Source organism: Arthrobacter sp. Z1-15 (assembly GCF_054792395.1).
Window position 1 is genome coordinate 2,099,768 of the sequence record NZ_CP096454.1, and the last position, 14,451, is coordinate 2,114,218.

15 protein-coding genes are annotated in these 14,451 nt (G+C 66.8%); 5 read left to right on the forward strand and 10 right to left on the reverse strand.

Annotated features, from left to right (window positions below):
* Entirely contained in the window at window positions 1-2,607 is a 2,607-nt protein-coding gene (gene pepN, locus M1D40_RS09625) for an aminopeptidase N (protein WP_461168681.1), read from the forward strand.
* A 79-nt stretch (window positions 2,608-2,686) separates the two neighbouring features.
* Here the strand turns inward: pepN and M1D40_RS09630 are convergent, their stop codons facing one another.
* The 7 genes from M1D40_RS09630 to M1D40_RS09660 all read right to left on the reverse strand — a co-directional run bounded on the left by M1D40_RS09630 (window position 2,687) and on the right by M1D40_RS09660 (window position 8,152).
* Window positions 2,687-3,028: a cupin domain-containing protein gene (locus M1D40_RS09630; RefSeq protein ID WP_341393168.1), complete on the reverse strand. Its 342-nt coding sequence runs from the start codon at window positions 3,026-3,028 to the stop codon at window positions 2,687-2,689.
* 87 nt (window positions 3,029-3,115) lie between these two features.
* A complete protein-coding gene (locus M1D40_RS09635; RefSeq protein WP_461168682.1) occupies window positions 3,116-4,198 on the reverse strand; it encodes a lipoate--protein ligase family protein in 1,083 nt (360 codons plus the stop codon).
* 90 nt (window positions 4,199-4,288) lie between these two features.
* Complete coding sequence (locus M1D40_RS09640) at window positions 4,289-4,546, reverse strand: type B 50S ribosomal protein L31 (RefSeq protein WP_341393170.1); 258 nt, start codon at window positions 4,544-4,546, stop codon at window positions 4,289-4,291.
* 151 nt (window positions 4,547-4,697) lie between these two features.
* Window positions 4,698-5,381 carry a hypothetical protein gene (locus M1D40_RS09645; RefSeq protein WP_341393171.1) on the reverse strand — a complete coding sequence of 228 codons (684 nt, stop codon included), beginning with the start codon at window positions 5,379-5,381 and terminating at the stop codon, window positions 4,698-4,700.
* A gap of 327 nt (window positions 5,382-5,708) precedes the next feature.
* Window positions 5,709-6,530 (reverse strand): TrmH family RNA methyltransferase, encoded by an 822-nt coding sequence (locus tag M1D40_RS09650; protein ID WP_341393172.1) that lies wholly within the window; start codon window positions 6,528-6,530, stop codon window positions 5,709-5,711.
* On the reverse strand, window positions 6,531-7,343 hold the full coding sequence (locus M1D40_RS09655) for a sulfite exporter TauE/SafE family protein (RefSeq protein WP_341393173.1): 813 nt from the start codon (window positions 7,341-7,343) through the stop codon (window positions 6,531-6,533).
* A gap of 23 nt (window positions 7,344-7,366) precedes the next feature.
* Window positions 7,367-8,152, reverse strand: coding sequence for an ABC transporter ATP-binding protein (locus M1D40_RS09660; RefSeq protein WP_341393174.1), 786 nt, complete (start codon window positions 8,150-8,152; stop codon window positions 7,367-7,369).
* 168 nt (window positions 8,153-8,320) lie between these two features.
* Here M1D40_RS09660 and serB point away from each other — a divergent pair, with 168 nt between their 5' ends.
* Window positions 8,321-9,271 (forward strand): phosphoserine phosphatase SerB, encoded by a 951-nt coding sequence (gene serB, locus M1D40_RS09665; protein ID WP_461168683.1) that lies wholly within the window; start codon window positions 8,321-8,323, stop codon window positions 9,269-9,271.
* 19 nt (window positions 9,272-9,290) lie between these two features.
* Here the strand turns inward: serB and M1D40_RS09670 are convergent, their stop codons facing one another.
* Both M1D40_RS09670 and fabG read right to left on the reverse strand, forming a co-directional pair.
* Complete coding sequence (locus M1D40_RS09670) at window positions 9,291-10,040, reverse strand: SDR family oxidoreductase (protein ID WP_341393176.1); 750 nt, start codon at window positions 10,038-10,040, stop codon at window positions 9,291-9,293.
* 142 nt (window positions 10,041-10,182) lie between these two features.
* Window positions 10,183-10,914, reverse strand: coding sequence for a 3-oxoacyl-ACP reductase FabG (fabG, locus tag M1D40_RS09675; RefSeq protein WP_461168684.1), 732 nt, complete (start codon window positions 10,912-10,914; stop codon window positions 10,183-10,185).
* 112 nt (window positions 10,915-11,026) lie between these two features.
* Here fabG and M1D40_RS09680 point away from each other — a divergent pair, with 112 nt between their 5' ends.
* The 3 genes from M1D40_RS09680 to M1D40_RS09690 are packed head-to-tail and all read left to right on the forward strand — an operon-like array spanning window position 11,027 to window position 12,656.
* A complete protein-coding gene (locus M1D40_RS09680; RefSeq protein ID WP_341393178.1) occupies window positions 11,027-11,467 on the forward strand; it encodes a DUF3099 domain-containing protein in 441 nt (146 codons plus the stop codon).
* Window positions 11,464-11,769, forward strand: a complete 306-nt coding sequence (locus tag M1D40_RS09685) for a hypothetical protein (protein WP_341393179.1) — start codon at window positions 11,464-11,466, stop codon at window positions 11,767-11,769. Before M1D40_RS09680 ends, M1D40_RS09685 begins: the two co-directional genes overlap by 4 nt.
* A complete protein-coding gene (locus tag M1D40_RS09690) occupies window positions 11,769-12,656 on the forward strand; it encodes an SURF1 family cytochrome oxidase biogenesis protein (RefSeq protein WP_461168685.1) in 888 nt (295 codons plus the stop codon). Before M1D40_RS09685 ends, M1D40_RS09690 begins: the two co-directional genes overlap by 1 nt.
* Before the next feature lie 60 nt (window positions 12,657-12,716).
* Here the strand turns inward: M1D40_RS09690 and M1D40_RS09695 are convergent, their stop codons facing one another.
* Window positions 12,717-14,327, reverse strand: a complete 1,611-nt coding sequence (locus tag M1D40_RS09695) for a hypothetical protein (RefSeq protein ID WP_461168686.1) — start codon at window positions 14,325-14,327, stop codon at window positions 12,717-12,719.
* Window positions 14,328-14,451 lie beyond the last annotated feature (124 nt).

Here is a 14,451-nt window from a genome sequence, read left to right on the forward strand (position 1 = left end):
GTGTCGAACCAGAATCTGCGCCGTGTTGAAGCCGCCGCCCGCTCAGCCCTCATCTCCGTTGACGCCTACGACGTCGAGCTCGATCTGAGAACCGCCGAAGACCCGGACGCTGCGGGATTCCGGTCCCGCAGCACCATCGGGTTCAGCTGCACCGAGGCCGGAGCCGAGACCTTCCTGGACTTCATCCACGGCGGCGTGTCGTCAGTGGTCCTGAACGGCAGGGAACTGCCGCTGGACAGTGCCGTGGACGGTTCCCGCATCCACCTTCCGGACCTGGACCTCGTCAACGTCGTCACGGTGGACGGCACCGCCCTGTACAGCCGCAGCGGCGAGGGAATGCACCGTTTCACGGATCCGGCGGATTCGCGCACCTATCTGTACACGCAGTACGAGCCCGCCGACGCGCGGCGGGTCTTCGCGAACTTTGAGCAGCCGGACCTCAAAGCCGCCTTCACGTTCCACGTCACCGCGCCGTCGGGCTGGGAAGTCGCCTCCAACGCAGTGGAAACCAACCGAACGGAACTTGCGGACGGACTGAGCCGCTGGGACTTCGCCCCCACGCAGCGCATCTCCACCTACATCACCACTGTGCTGGCCGGACCCTACTACAAAGCGGCCGACGCCTGGTCCGGAACGATGGATGACGGCTCAGTCCTGGAGATCCCGCTCGGCGCCTACTGCCGTGCCTCGATGGCCCGGTACTTCGATCCGCAGAACATCTTCGACATCACCAAACGGGGGCTGGACTACTTCCACGGACTGTTTGCGTACCCGTACCCCTTCGGCAAGTACGATTCCGCCTTTGTCCCTGAGTACAACCTCGGTGCGATGGAGAATCCCGGTCTGGTCACCTTTACCGAGGCCTACGTGTTCCGGTCCAAGGCCACCGAGGCACAGTACGAAGCCCGGGCCAATACCATCCTGCACGAAATGGCGCATATGTGGTTCGGCGACCTGGTCACCATGGCATGGTGGGATGACCTGTGGCTGAAGGAATCCTTTGCCGACTACATGGGCGCCCTGGCCGTGGACAACGCCACGGACTTCACCAACTCCTGGGTCTCCTTCGCGAACCGCCGCAAGGCCTGGGCGTATGTCCAGGACCAGCTCCCCACCACGCATCCGATCGTCGCTGACATCACCGATCTGGAAGCTGCCAAGCAGAACTTCGACGGCATCACCTATGCCAAGGGCGCCTCGGTGCTCAAACAATTGGTCGCCTATGTGGGCTTCGATGCCTTTATTGAAGCGGCGCGCGGGTACTTCCGCGACCATGCCTACGGCAACACCACCCTCGCGGACCTCCTCAACGCCCTGACTTCGGCGTCGGGGCGGGACATGGGTGTGTGGTCCCGGCTGTGGCTGGAGACCGCCGGCGTCCCCACCCTGACCCCGCTGGTCGAAACGGACGACGACGGCGTCTTCACCTCGGTCACGGTTGTCCAGGACGCCCCGGACCCGGTCAGCGGAGCGCAGGTGCCGCGTCCGCACCGGCTGCGGATCGGGCTGTACAACCCCGACAGCTCCGGAGCGCTCGTGCGGACCGGAAGCGTGGAGGTCGACGTCGCCGGGCCCCGCACCCCGATCCCCGAGCTGACGGGAATGCAGCGCCCCGCACTGCTGCTCCTGAACGACGAGGACCTGACCTACGCCAAGATCCGCTTCGACAACGATTCCCTGCAGACCCTGCTCCACCACGTGGGCCGGATTCCCGACCCGCTGGCCCGGGCAGTGTGCTTCTCCGCGCTGTGGAACCTCGTCCGCGACGGCGCCCTCAGCGCGCAGGACTACATCCGGCTCATTGTGCATGCCGCCCCCTGCGAAACCGGCGCCGGCGTGCTGCAGCTTCTGCTCGACAACGCCCGCTTCGCCGTGGAACGCTTTGCCCCGGCTGAACGCCGCGGCGCCCTGCGCGAGGCCCTGTACTCGCTGGTGGTCGAGCAGCTGTACGCTGCCGAGCCCGGAAGTGACCGGCAGCTGATTTGGGCGCGCAGCGCCGCAGCCCTGGGCCGCCGCAGCACGTCCCAGACCCCGCTGCTGCGCGGCCTGCTGGACGGGACCGCGGAGGTTCCCGGGCTCGCTGTCGACTCGGACCTGCGCTGGCTGCTCTGGCAGGCACTGGCAGCTACGTCAAACGCCTCACGGGCGGAACTGGAAGCAGAGCTGGAGCTGGACCCCACCGCATCCGGGCGCGTGGGTTTCACCACCGCAGCAGCAGCCTTCCCGGATCCGGCCGTCAAGGCGGCGGCCTGGCAGGATGCCGTCCATTCGGATGAGCTGTCCAACCAGCTCCTGTCAGCAACCATCGAGGGGTTCTCGATCGGCAGCCACGAGCTGCTGTCCGTGTTCTCCGCCGACTACTTCGCGTCCCTGACCCTGGTGTGGAGGTCGCGCAGCATAGAGCTGGCCAGCCGCGTTGTTGCGGGCCTGTTCCCCGGCGCCCAGGACCTGCCCGAGCACATGGTGCCGGCGGACCATCCCGTGCTGGTTGCCAGCATGGACTGGCTGGAGGCGAACCCGGAGGCTCCGGCAGCCCTGCGCAGGATTATCCTCGAGCAGCAGGACCAGCTGCTGCGGGCACTGCGGGCCCAGGCAGCCGGCAGGTAACCGCAGCCGGAGCGGGTGTCCGTGCCGCGGTTACCCGGGAGCAGGTCCCCGGGAGCAGGGTCCGGGAGCGGGGCCGGGGCTAGGGCCAGTGGTCCCGCTTGGCCACTGTCAGCAGCACGGCGGAGTCCTCCAGGGCCTCCAGGGAGTGCCTGGCCTGGGGCACAATAAGCAGATCTCCCGCCGAGCCCTCCCAGGAGTCGCCCTCCGAGAGCAGCGCAACCCGGCCCTTCAGCACGAAGACAGTCGCCTCGCCGGGATTCTCGTGCTCGTCCAGGATGAAGCCGGCATTCAACGCGATCAGGGTCTGCCGGAGCACGTGCTCGTGGCCCCCGTAAACGGTTTGGGCACTGCGGCCGCTGGAAGCGCCGCCGGCAATTTGCATCTGGGTCCGCACCAGGGCGGTCAGGGACTTTTTTTCCATGCTGGGCAGTCTACTAGGACGACGGAAGCGGCAGCGGCAGCAACACCGCCGCCGCTGCCGCCGCCGCCGTCGTCGTACCCGCAGGTGCTACGGAACGCGGTTGAGCCATTCCGCGGTGCCGAATTTCTCCGCCACCTTGGCTCCGGCGCGGGCCAGCTCCTCGTCGCTGATCCCTGCCGGAACAGCACCGTACCGCGCACTGAAGGTGTCCATCATCGTGGAAATGATCTCTTCGCGGGTCAGGCCGGTCTGGCGGCGCAGCGGATCCACGCGCTTCTTGGCACTCGTGGTGCCCTTGTCGGACAGCTTTTCCTTGCCGATCCGCAGGACCTCCAGCATCTTGTCCGCATCAATGTTGTAGGACATGGTGACGTGGTGCAGCATGCCGCCGTTGCTGAAGCGTTTCTGGGCGGCACCGCCGATCTTCCCCTGGTCCGTGGCGATGTCGTTCAGCGGCTGGTACCAGGCCTTGATGCCCAGCTTCTCCAGCGACTCCATCACCCAGGCGTCAAGAAACGGGTAGGACTCGGCAAAACTGAGTCCGTCCACCAGGGACTGCGGGACGTAAATGGAGTACGTAATGGCGTTGCCGTGCTCCATGAACATGGCACCGCCGCCGCTGATGCGCCGTACCACCGTCACCCCGTGCTTCTGCGCCCCCTGTGCATCTACCTCGTTGCGCAGCGACTGGAAGCTGCCAATGACCACGGAGGGGGTTTCCCATTCCCAGAAACGCAGGGTGGGGTTTCTCCGGCCCGCCCCGACCTCTTCCGCGAGGACTTCGTCCATTGCCACGTGCATGGGCGTGGAGAGCGGCGTGGGACCAATGATTTCCCACTGGTGGTCGTTCCATCCCGTGGCCTTTGCCAGCGCGCGGCGCACGGCCGTGGCGATGGCCTCCGGCGAGAAGCCGAACAGTACGGCGTCGGCGGGCAGGTTCTGCCGCACTGCGGCCGCGATGTCCGCCCCTGCCGCATCTTCCGGCAGCCCTTCCAGCGCCTGGTTGATGTTCAGCAGGGCGTCGTCGGGTTCGAGGAAGAAGTCGCCGCTCAGGGAAACGTTGGCCAGCTTCCCGTCCCGGACGTCCAGGTCCACCACCACCAGCTTCCCGCCGGCCACCTTGAACTCGCCGTGGCGGCGGCCGTTGTCCTGTTCAGTGCTGCTGCTCATTCGGTTTCCTTTTCCGCAAGTAAAAAGGCCCGCCCGGATGTCCGGGCGGGCCTTCCTAGTCTAGAAGCTCTGCTGTTCTTTGCGAACGAATTACTTCTTGGCGCCGAAGCCCTTGAAGCGTGCGTTGAAGCGCTCGACACGGCCGGCGGAGTCCATGATGCGCTGCTTGCCCGTGTAGAACGGGTGCGATGCGGAGGAGATTTCCACCTCGATGAGGGGGTAGGTGTTGCCGTCTTCCCACTCGATCGTCTTGGACGACGTAGCCGTGGAGTTGGTCAGGAACGCGGTGTCGGACGCGAGATCGCGGAAGACAACCGGGCCGTATTTGGGGTGGGTATCAGACTTCAATGTATTACCTTCTTTTGGTGCCTGGATTTTGCCAGGCACTGGTGGTTGAAAGCTTGGAATGTCCCCGTGGTTCGCGGTTGAGCACTTTCCTCGGGGATCAGCAATTCAGCATACCGCATTCCGGGGTGCGGGTTAAAGCCGGGGAGCTGCCCTAGGGCCGGGGTCCCCATCCGCTGTTGACTGCGGTGATGCTGGAGGTGATCCCCCGGGCGCGTCCGGTGAGCTCAAGCCGGATAGGGCGGTAGTAGTCGTCCAGCCACAGGGTCACCCCGGTGGGCATCATGTCATCGGTATCGGCGCCGTCGGGCCTGATGCCGCTGATTTTGGTCCGGACGGCGCCGTTGAGGACGGCGGCGTAGTCGACCTCCAGGGCAGCCGACCCTCCGAGCAGCGCTGCCACCCGTTCCGGGTTCACGGTCAGCTCTGCGGCCGAGGCCAGCACAGCCGCATAGGCCTGTTCCGGGGTGCCGTCGGGAAGGGCGGTGATCCGTCCTCCCCCGGTGTCAACGCTGCCTCCGCCGGCGCCCGCGGTGATCAGTAGGTTCAGGTCCTCATTGGCCAGTGTCAGGGAGAACTCCGGCCCGGTGGTGAACTCCACCGTGTGCGTGCCCTGCGGCAGCCAGCTGGATGCTGTCTCCAGGGTCTGGGTCGCTCCGCCGCCCGCCGTCATGGCAGCCCGGACGCAAACTGCCGCGTCGTCGGCCGGAAGGGGTGCAGGATCCCGCCGCAGCAGGAACTGGCAGGCGTCCTGCACCGGCTGCGGCATGCCCGCCTGGCTGCCGCTGACGCCTACCTTCATCGGTTCCGGGGCAGGTGCGGGTTCAGTGGTTGGCACCGCCGGGACTGTGGGTGCCGGCGGAGCAGGCCGCGGCGCCGGCGCTGCCGGGGCGGAGGCGGGTCCGGGGGCGGTTTGGCGTGCGCTGACCTGCTCGGCTGTCGGACCGCATGCCGCCAGCGGCAGTATCAGTGCTGCGGCCAGCATCGCCGCCGGGACGAGCGGGAGCCGCCGGCCACCGGTTGAAGAGCCGGCGGCACGATATCTCCCGAGCGGTGAAATCCGGCAGTGGCGTGTACGCATGGCGACCCCAGAACGAAATGCGAAGGATTATCAGTGACGCCGCAAGTGTTGCACTAAAGCCGCCCGAGGGTAAGGGAAACGGAACTATTCGCTGCTGTGCGGCCGCGGCCGGCATTCCCAAAAGGCCACGGCACTTGCCGCAGCCACGTTCAGCGAGTCGACTCCGGCGCTCATGGGGATCCGGACGGAGACGTCGACGGCGGCAAGGGTGCCGGCCGCCAAGCCGTCACCTTCGGTTCCCAGCACCAGGGCCAGACGCTCGTCCCGGCGGCCGCTGAGCTCGTCCAGCGTAAGCGAGTCCTCAGCCAAAGCCAGCGCGGCGGTGACAAATCCGGCACTCCGCAGGGCTCCAAGCTGCCCCGGCCAATCAGTCAGGCGCACCCAGGGCACCTGGAAGACGGCTCCCATGCTGACCCGGATCGCCCTGCGGTACAGGGGGTCGGCGCAGCGGGGACTGACCAGGACGGCGTCGACCTGCAACGCTGCAGCGGAGCGGAAGATGGCGCCGATGTTGGTGTGGTCAACGATGTCTTCGAGCACGGCCACCCGCCGCGCCGAGGCGAGCAGCGGCGCCAGTTCCAGCGGTGCCGGCCGCTCCATCGCGGCCAGGGCTCCGCGGTGCAGGTGGAATCCGGTGATCTCTTCCAGCAGATCCGCCGTTCCCACGTAGGCGGGTACGTCGGGATACCTCTCCAGCAGGTCCTGGAGGTCGGGAAGCCACTTCTCGGCCAGGAAAAAGGACCGCGGCCGGTGTCCTGCGTCCAGGGCCCGGCGCAGGACCTTGGAGGACTCGGCGATGTACAGGCCTTCGGCAGGTTCCCGGCGGCGGCGAAGCGCTGTGTCGGTCAGGTTGGTGTAGTCGGCGACGCGCGGGTCCGCCGCGGTGCTCAGGTGGTAAACGGTCACTTAGAACACCATATTCCACAGGGCCAGCAGGCCCAGCAGCACGATCACTGCGCGAAGGACCGCCGGAGAGAGCCTGCGGCCGAGGGCGGCCCCGGCAAAACCGCCGATCAGCGAGCCCACCGCGATGAGCGCCACCACGGGCCACACAATCCGGTCGTAGGCGAAAATCAGGTAGGACACGGCGGCAACGATGTTTACGCCCAGCACCAGGATGTTCTTCATCGCATTGGCGTGCTGGATGGTGCCGTGAAGGAAGATGCCGAGGATCCCCACCAGCAGGATTCCCTGCGCCGCCACGAAGTAGCCCCCGTAGACGCCGGCCAGGTAGATCAGGATGACCAGGATCACGCTCTGGCGCCGCGGTGCTTTTACCGGAGCCGCGGGAAGACCCGGACCGCCCGCCGCCGGCGCCGGTGCTGATGCTTCGGCCCGACGGCGGACCCAGGCCTGCAGCGCGGGCTGGAAGACAACAAAGAGCAGCGCCGCCACAATCAGGTACGGGGCCACCGTGCCGAAGACGGACTCCGGCAGGTGCAGCAGCAGCGCCGCACCGGTGATGCCGCCCAGAATTGAAGCTGGCAGCAGTTTCAGCAGCGTGGACTTCAGCCCCGCCAGCTCTCTGCGGTAGCCCCAGGATCCGGCCAGGTTACCGGCGATCAGGCCCATGGCGTTGGAAATGGTGGCGGCCACCGGGGCATACCCCAGTGCCACGAGAACCGGGAAGGTTACCAGCGTGCCGGAGCCGACGACGGCGTTGATGGTTCCCGCCCACAGTCCGGCGACCAACACCAGGGCGTCATGAAAAAGGTCCACCGGGCCGCTGGGTCAGGCAGGAATCAGCGGCGCGCGGTGGCGGACCAGCGTCCGCCGTCGTGCTGCACGTCCAGCGGCAGATCGAAAGCGGCGCTGAGGTTCTCCTCGGTGAAAACACCTTCGATAGGTCCGGAAGCCACCACTCCGCCGTCGCGCAGCAGCAGGGCATGCGTGAAGCCCGGAGGAACTTCCTCCAGGTGGTGGGTCACCAGGACCATCGCGGGAGCTTCCTCGTCGCGGGCCAGGTCTGCGAGGCGGGCCACCAGGTCCTCGCGGCCGGCCAGGTCCAGGCCTGCCGCCGGCTCGTCCAGCAGCAGCAGTTCCGGATCCGTCATCAGCGCACGGGCAATCTGCACCCGCTTGCGTTCGCCCTCGCTGAGGGAGGCAAAACTGCGGTTCATGAAGGTGGACATGCCCCAGTCGTGGAGCAGGTGGAAGGCGCGGCGCTCATCGAGCTTCTCGTACTTTTCCCGCCAGCGGCCCGTCATCCCGTAGGACGCGGTGAGGACCACGTTGAGCACGGTTTCGTGCTCCGGAATCTGGTTGGCGAGGGCGGCGGAGGCCAGGCCGATCCGCGGGCGCAGTTCAAAAACATCAACGGTTCCGAGGACTTCCTCCAGGATTCCGGCCACGCCGCGCGTAGGGTGCATGCGTCCGCCGGCGATCTGCAGCAGAGTGGTCTTGCCGGCGCCGTTGGGTCCCATGATGACCCAGCGCTCCCCCTCCTTGACCTGCCAGTCAACGGCATCCAACAGGGTCTTGCCGCCGCGAACGACACTTACGGCAGCAAATTCAAGAACATCACTCATAGCACTAGACATTAGGCTAAAGAAAGGGCCGATGGCTAAACGCGGTGCCGCGGCCCTTCCGGACCCCTACCTGTCCGGACCGCCGCCGGTGCACGTACCGGCACCCCAGCAGTTCCAGCTCGTCCAGCAGTTTCAGCAGTTCCAACCCGCCTTGAGAAACGGATAGCGATGCCCGCCCAGAACACCCCGGAACCCAGTACCCCGTCAGAGCCCGCCGGCGCCGTTCCGGAATACGGCGTGGTGAGCTACGGCCGCGAGCTGCCCGACGCCTACCTTTCGACCATCCAGCAGGCGGTGGGCACGGTGGGCGGACGAATCCTGGAACTGGAGAACGCCACCGGTGACGGGTACGCAGTGACCAAACTGGCGGTGGGATACGACGGCGATATTCAGACCCTGCGGATGGCGGTCACCGCGGCCGCAGCGGCGCTGGGGGATGCAGCGGGCGGTGCGCAGACCGCCGTCGTTCCCCCGTCCCTGCTCGAGCCGGGCCGGAAGCTGCTGGTCATGGATGTGGATTCGACCCTGATCAAGCAGGAGGTCATTGAGCTGCTCGCGGCCCACGCGGGGCGGGAAGCCGAGGTGGCAGCGGTAACCGAGGCAGCAATGCGCGGCGAACTCGACTTCACCCAGAGCCTGCATCAGCGCGTCAAGGCGCTGGCGGGGCTGCCGGAAACCGTGATTGGCGAAGTCGGTGCCCGTATCGAGATGTCCGACGGAGCGGAGGCGCTGGTGAAGGAGTTTCTGAGCGCGGGCCATGCGGTGGCGGTTGTCTCCGGCGGCTTCAGCCAGGTCCTCGATCCGCTGGCCGCTCGGCTGCAGCTGACCCATGCCAGGGCCAACCTGCTGGGCATCGACGGCGGGGTGCTGACCGGCACCGTGGAAGGTCCGGTGGTGGACCGCGCGGCGAAGGCACGGGCGCTGCGCGAGTGGGCGGCGGGCCTGGGCATTGAGGAACGGCACACCCTTGCCGTGGGCGACGGCGCCAATGATCTGGACATGCTGGCGGCGGCCGCCCTGGGCGTGGCGTTCAACGCCAAACCGGCAGTGCAGGCCGCCGCTGATGCTGTGCTGAACCTGCCCGCTCTGGACGTGGTGCAGCACTTCGTCCAGCTCTAGGCCGGTTCACCGTTCGGTGCTAGCGGGCAACTCCGAGGTAGTCCGAGCCGCCCACGTATTCGGTGTGGCCGGACGGGACGTCGGCGGTGGCCATGCGGGCCACCTCGGCGCCGAACTCCTGTACGGAGTAGAGCCGCCCCGCTTCAACGCGCCGCGCCTCGATCGCGCCGGGGTTCGCCCGGTCCAGCAGAGTGGCCGTAACGGTGCCTTCGATCATGTCTCCGGAGACCACCACCAGCGTGATGCCCTTCTCCTCGAGCTGCGGCAGCATGTCCCGCAGTGCGTCCTCGCCGGCCCGCTTGCTGCGCGCCACCGGCTCGTATTCGGGCATGGTGGGCACCGTGTTGATGAAGTGTGCCTGATGGCTGGTGACAAACACCACGCGTGAACCGGCAGGCATCACCTCGAGGGCGGCGGCAAGCATGTTGACCTGCGCGTCACGGTTGAGCTTCAGTGCGTAGTCCTCCTCGACGCCGGTCTCCATACCGCCGGAGGCATTCAGCACCAGGATGTCCAGACCGCCGAAATTCTCCGTGGCAGCAGCCACCAGTGCCGCCGGCCCTTCGGCGGAGGTCAGGTCCGCGCCCACGGCAACGGCACGGCCGCCGTCGTTTTCGATGCCGGTGACCACCTTGTTGGCCCGCGGGGCCTTCTGCCGGTAGTTGACCACCACGCCGGCGCCCTCGGCGGCCAGGTATTTGGCCACCTCGGCTCCGATGCCGCGTGAGGATCCGGTGACAATGGCGGCTTTGCCGTCCAGCAGGCCCATGAGTGCTCCTTCGTGAAGTTCTTGTCGGAAGTGTCCAACGTTTGACGCAACTCATCCCATCCTGCCAGCCCCCGGGGCTCCGCACAGTGGTGGAAACCTCCAAGGATTCCCCGGGGGACGTTGGCTTCAGGGGGGTTCGGGGCTAGTGCCCCATGCCCAGTCCGCCGTCCACGGGGATGACCGCTCCGGAGATGTATGCAGCTTCGGGGCCGGCGATCCAGCGCACGACGTTGGCCACCTCCTCCGGCTCGGCGAACCGCTTGGCGGGGATGGACGCGAGATAGCTCTGCTGCGTTTCCTCCGGCAGGGAAAGGGTCATGTCCGTGTTGATGAACCCCGGCGCGACAACATTGGCGGTGATGTTCCGCGAGCCCAGTTCCCGGGTCAGGGACCGGGCAATGCCAATCAGGCCCGCCTTGGACGCTGCGTAGTTGATCTGGCCCGGAGAGCCGTACAGGCCCACCACGGACGAGATCAGGACAACGCGCCCCCGGCGCAGCTTGATCATGCCCTTGGACGCGCGCTTGATGACGCGGAAGGCACCGGTGAGGTTGGTGTCCACCACATCGGTGAAGTCGTCTTCGCTCATCCGCAGCAGCAGGGTGTCGCGGGTAATGCCGGCGTTGGCCACCAGAACCTCCACGGGTCCGTGGGCTGCCTCCACCTCGGTGAATGCGGCGTCAACCGATGCCATGTCGGTCACGTCGGCCTTGACCCCGAGGACGCCCTCGGGCACATCCCCGCTGCGGTAGGTAATTGCTACCTGGTCGCCGTTGGCAAGGAAGGCACGGGCGATGGCCAGGCCGATGCCGCGGTTGCCGCCGGTAACCAGGACACTGCGGCCGGTGGACGGAGCGGTGGTGTTGTTCTGCACAGATTTCCTTTGCTGGAAGTGGGGTGGTTGAACTTGATCCTAGCCAAGGCCGGATCAAACTTCTCCATCACGGGATCCAGTGAGAGAATGGGGAAATCTGTTTGGGAGAGTGATGAACAAGGAATCCAGCCGCGGCGCTCCAATCCCCAGGATTACCGACGCCCGCACGGCGCACACCGATGAGATGCGCGCACGCATGATCAAGTACTCGGTGTCCATGGGCATCCGCATCGTCTGCCTGGGACTCCTGTTTGTGGTCCACGGGTGGATGCTCTGGGTCGTCATTGCCGGCGCCGTCGTGCTCCCCTACTTCGCAGTGATTATTGCCAACGCCGGTTCCGATACCCGCAACATGACGGCCTCGGAATCCATGATCGACACGCTTCCGGCGCCGGTCCTGGAGGCACCCCGGCCGCAGGAACACCGCGAATCGCCGGAGACCACGCTGCTGCACGGGGAGATCATTGAGGATGAACCCGCTGCCGGTGACCGGCCGGCACCCGACTATCCCTCCGACAGCCACCACCAAGATAAGGCACCACCCACAGCATGAACCTTCTCGATCAGCTGGCCCGGACCACCGGCGCCGGCCTGCCCCTCCCCGGAACCGGGCCGTCAGGCCCGGATTCCGGAGCCCCCGCCGTGTGCTCCCGGAAGGGATGCCGGCAGCCCGCTGCCTGGCGGCTGCTGTGGAACAACCCGCGGATCCACACCCCGGAACGCCGCAAGACGTGGCTGGCATGCGGTGACCACCGCGGCTGGCTGGAAGAGTACCTGCAGACACGGGATCTCTGGAAGGAGACGCTTCCGCTGGACGGAGCGCCCGCCTCCCCGGACGCCGCAGGGAGCGCGTAATGTACCGCTTCCTTTTGTCCAGCCGCTGGCTGGGCTGGTTCGCCCTGGTCTGCGTTCTTTCGGCTGCCTGCACCGCTTTGGGGATGTGGCAGATGGACCGGCGGGATGCCATCCGCGAAGACATCGGCAATGTGGTCAACAACTACGACGCCGACCCGGTCCCGTTCGAAGACGCCGCAGATTTGTTCGAGAGCTACGACCCGGCCCGGGAATGGCTGCCGGTGGAGATGACCGGCGTTTACGACACTGAGAACCAGCGCATTGTCCGCAACCGCCCGCTGAGCGGACGGGCCGGTTATGAAGTGGTGGTGCCGCTGAAGCTCTCCGACGGAACCGCCGTCGTCATTAACCGCGGATGGCTGCCCATCGGCAACGACGAGGCCGGGCGCCCGGACAACGTTCCTGCCGCGCCCGGCGGCGAGGTCACCGTCGTCGCGCGCATCAAACCCCCGGAGCCCACCCTGCAGCGGGGCGCACCGGAGGGCCAGCTGGCCTCCATCGATCTGGCGGCGTACCAGGACGACGTCGGCTACAAACTGGAACAGGGCGCCTACGGGCTGATGGCCAGCGAAAACCCCCAGCCTGATGTGGTCCCGGAGGCCGCACCCAAACCGTCGGTGGATGAGGGCCCGCACCTTTCCTACGCCATGCAGTGGTTTGCCTTTGGCGTCATGCTGTTTATCGGACTCGGCTATGCGGCGTGGCAGGAAGCGCAGACCCGGCGCTTCGCAGCCGAAGACGGGTACGACGACGATGAGTACGAAGATGACGACGACGAAACGTACGCAGCGCATCCGGCTCCGTCGTCACGGCGGCGCCCGCGAAAGAAGCGCGGGAGTACCCAGGAGGACGAAGAAGACGCACTGCTGGACGCCCAGGGTTTCTAGCCCGGTTCTGTTGCCCGGGCGGCAAGGACGTGGCCTTCCGCCCGGCGGCAGGGAACGAACCTACTGGTAGGAGATGAACCAGGGTTTGGGGCTGACCTGGGTAAACGTCTGCTCGGGTGTCAGCATGGGGGTGTCCTCATCATGGAAGTTCTTCCATCCCGGCCAGATTTCCGGCTGCAGTCCGGCTCGCATGACGTTCCAGGTGTCCAGTTTCTCGCCCGGAGTTCCGTGGCCGTCGGCGTGCAGGCTCACGGCCAGTTCCGGATGGCTGACGTCCAGCTGGTCCCGGTTGCGGATCATGGACAGGTTGAACTGGTGGAGCATGAACACCTTCTGCGGAAGGACGTGCTCGCGGGTCAGGGCTGCCAGCCAGGCCGAGACCTCGTTCACCTCGGCCGCGTCCACTGAACCAATCTGCTCCAGGTGCCGCTGTCCGGGCTCAATGCGCCATTCCGAGTCCAGGGCCAGCCCGACATTCGGGAGCCTCAGCAGCTCCTCGTAGCGGACCGCCTGGTCCAGGAAGGTACTCAGGCCCGGCTGCAGGTCCAGCACCACGTAAACGCCGGCCTCCTGAGCAGCCTCCACCCACGGCCGCAGCTCCTCCACAGGCGTTTCGGCGGAGAAGTTGCCGTCCTCGCCTGCTTCCGAACTGGCCACGGTGGTAATGATCTCCAGGGCCGGGATCACCGGTTCTTCGCTGTAGGGCTGGTACTGCGCCGCGGTTTCCCGGGCCAGGCGGATGGACTCCTCCAGCCCCTGCTCCCCCAGCACTCCCAGGCTTCCGCCGCTCGGATGTCCGTAGAGGGCCACCATCCGCCGGCCGGGAAATACCGTTTGCCCGCCGCCGGGCAGCTCGGCGCCGTCCAGCGCTACGGCGGTTTGGGCACGGAAGTTCTCCGTCCCGCCAAAGGCGGCGCCGACGGCGTAAATTCCGTCGTCACGGTGGCCGCGCAGGAATTCAATCGTTTCCGCGTCTGCTCGGGGATCAGCGGTTTCGACCAGGTGCACTTCGGCCCCGGCCGCCCGGGAGGTGGCAACGGCTGCAGCCGACGCCGGATCCGCGGTGGTCAGGACAACCGCATCGACCGGGGTCGGGGAAGCGTCGAAGTCGGGCAGCTCGCCGGTATTTTCGGACGGAGACGCGCTGCCTGACGGAGACGCACTGCCGGACGGTGCAGGACTGCCGGACGGAGCAGCCGCGGGAGCCTCCAGGCCGGGAACGGACAGCCGCTCCCCGCGCTCCATGGCGGCTATTGCGGCCACCAGCCCGTCGACAGCGGCGGCTTCCGCGTCAAGGCCGAGAGCGGACGCGAAGCCTGAGGCGTCTGCGGGACCCGGAACCTGCGTCCGATTGCCCACCGCCTGCTGCCATCCTCCCGCCGGTGCGGCGCCGAACAGGACTACGGATTCGGAGCCCAGACGGTCAAGCTCGGCCGCCACCGGTTCTTCACTGCCGGGCTCCGCCACCAAGAGCGGTATGCCCAGTCCGGCAGCAGCCGCGGCAGCCCGCCCGGTGAGCGCCGTGACGGCAGGGTCCTGGGCAGAAGGAACACCCAGCACCACCGCAGAGGGGCTGGATTCGAAGAACGCAGCACTGGCGGCAAGGGAAGCCTGCTCCGCTCCCCCGTCAAAAACCGTTCTCGATGCGGGGGTATCCGCAGCCAGGCTCACGGCCGGAATGTCCGGTGACTCCGTTCCCCCGGTGCCCGCCGGCGGCCCTGTGCACCCGCCGAGCACCAGGCCCAGTGACAGGACGCCGACGGTCAGGCTGCGGCGAAAAGGAGTGGAAGATAAG

Bases quoted from the DNA above. Each gene is read 5' to 3' on its own strand.
- M1D40_RS09630 (WP_341393168.1), bottom strand. From the start codon at position 3,028: ATGGAAAAAAAGTCCCTGACCGCCCTGGTGCGGACCCAGATGCAAATT.
- M1D40_RS09635 (WP_461168682.1), bottom strand. From the start codon at position 4,198: ATGAGCAGCAGCACTGAACAGGACAACGGCCGCCGCCACGGCGAGTTC.
- M1D40_RS09660 (WP_341393174.1), bottom strand. From the start codon at position 8,152: ATGAGTGATGTTCTTGAATTTGCTGCCGTAAGTGTCGTTCGCGGCGGC.
- serB (WP_461168683.1), top strand. From the start codon at position 8,321: ATGCCCGCCCAGAACACCCCGGAACCCAGTACCCCGTCAGAGCCCGCC.
- M1D40_RS09670 (WP_341393176.1), bottom strand. From the start codon at position 10,040: ATGGGCCTGCTGGACGGCAAAGCCGCCATTGTCACCGGATCCTCACGC.
- M1D40_RS09680 (WP_341393178.1), top strand. From the start codon at position 11,027: ATGAACAAGGAATCCAGCCGCGGCGCTCCAATCCCCAGGATTACCGAC.
- M1D40_RS09685 (WP_341393179.1), top strand. From the start codon at position 11,464: ATGAACCTTCTCGATCAGCTGGCCCGGACCACCGGCGCCGGCCTGCCC.
- M1D40_RS09690 (WP_461168685.1), top strand. From the start codon at position 11,769: ATGTACCGCTTCCTTTTGTCCAGCCGCTGGCTGGGCTGGTTCGCCCTG.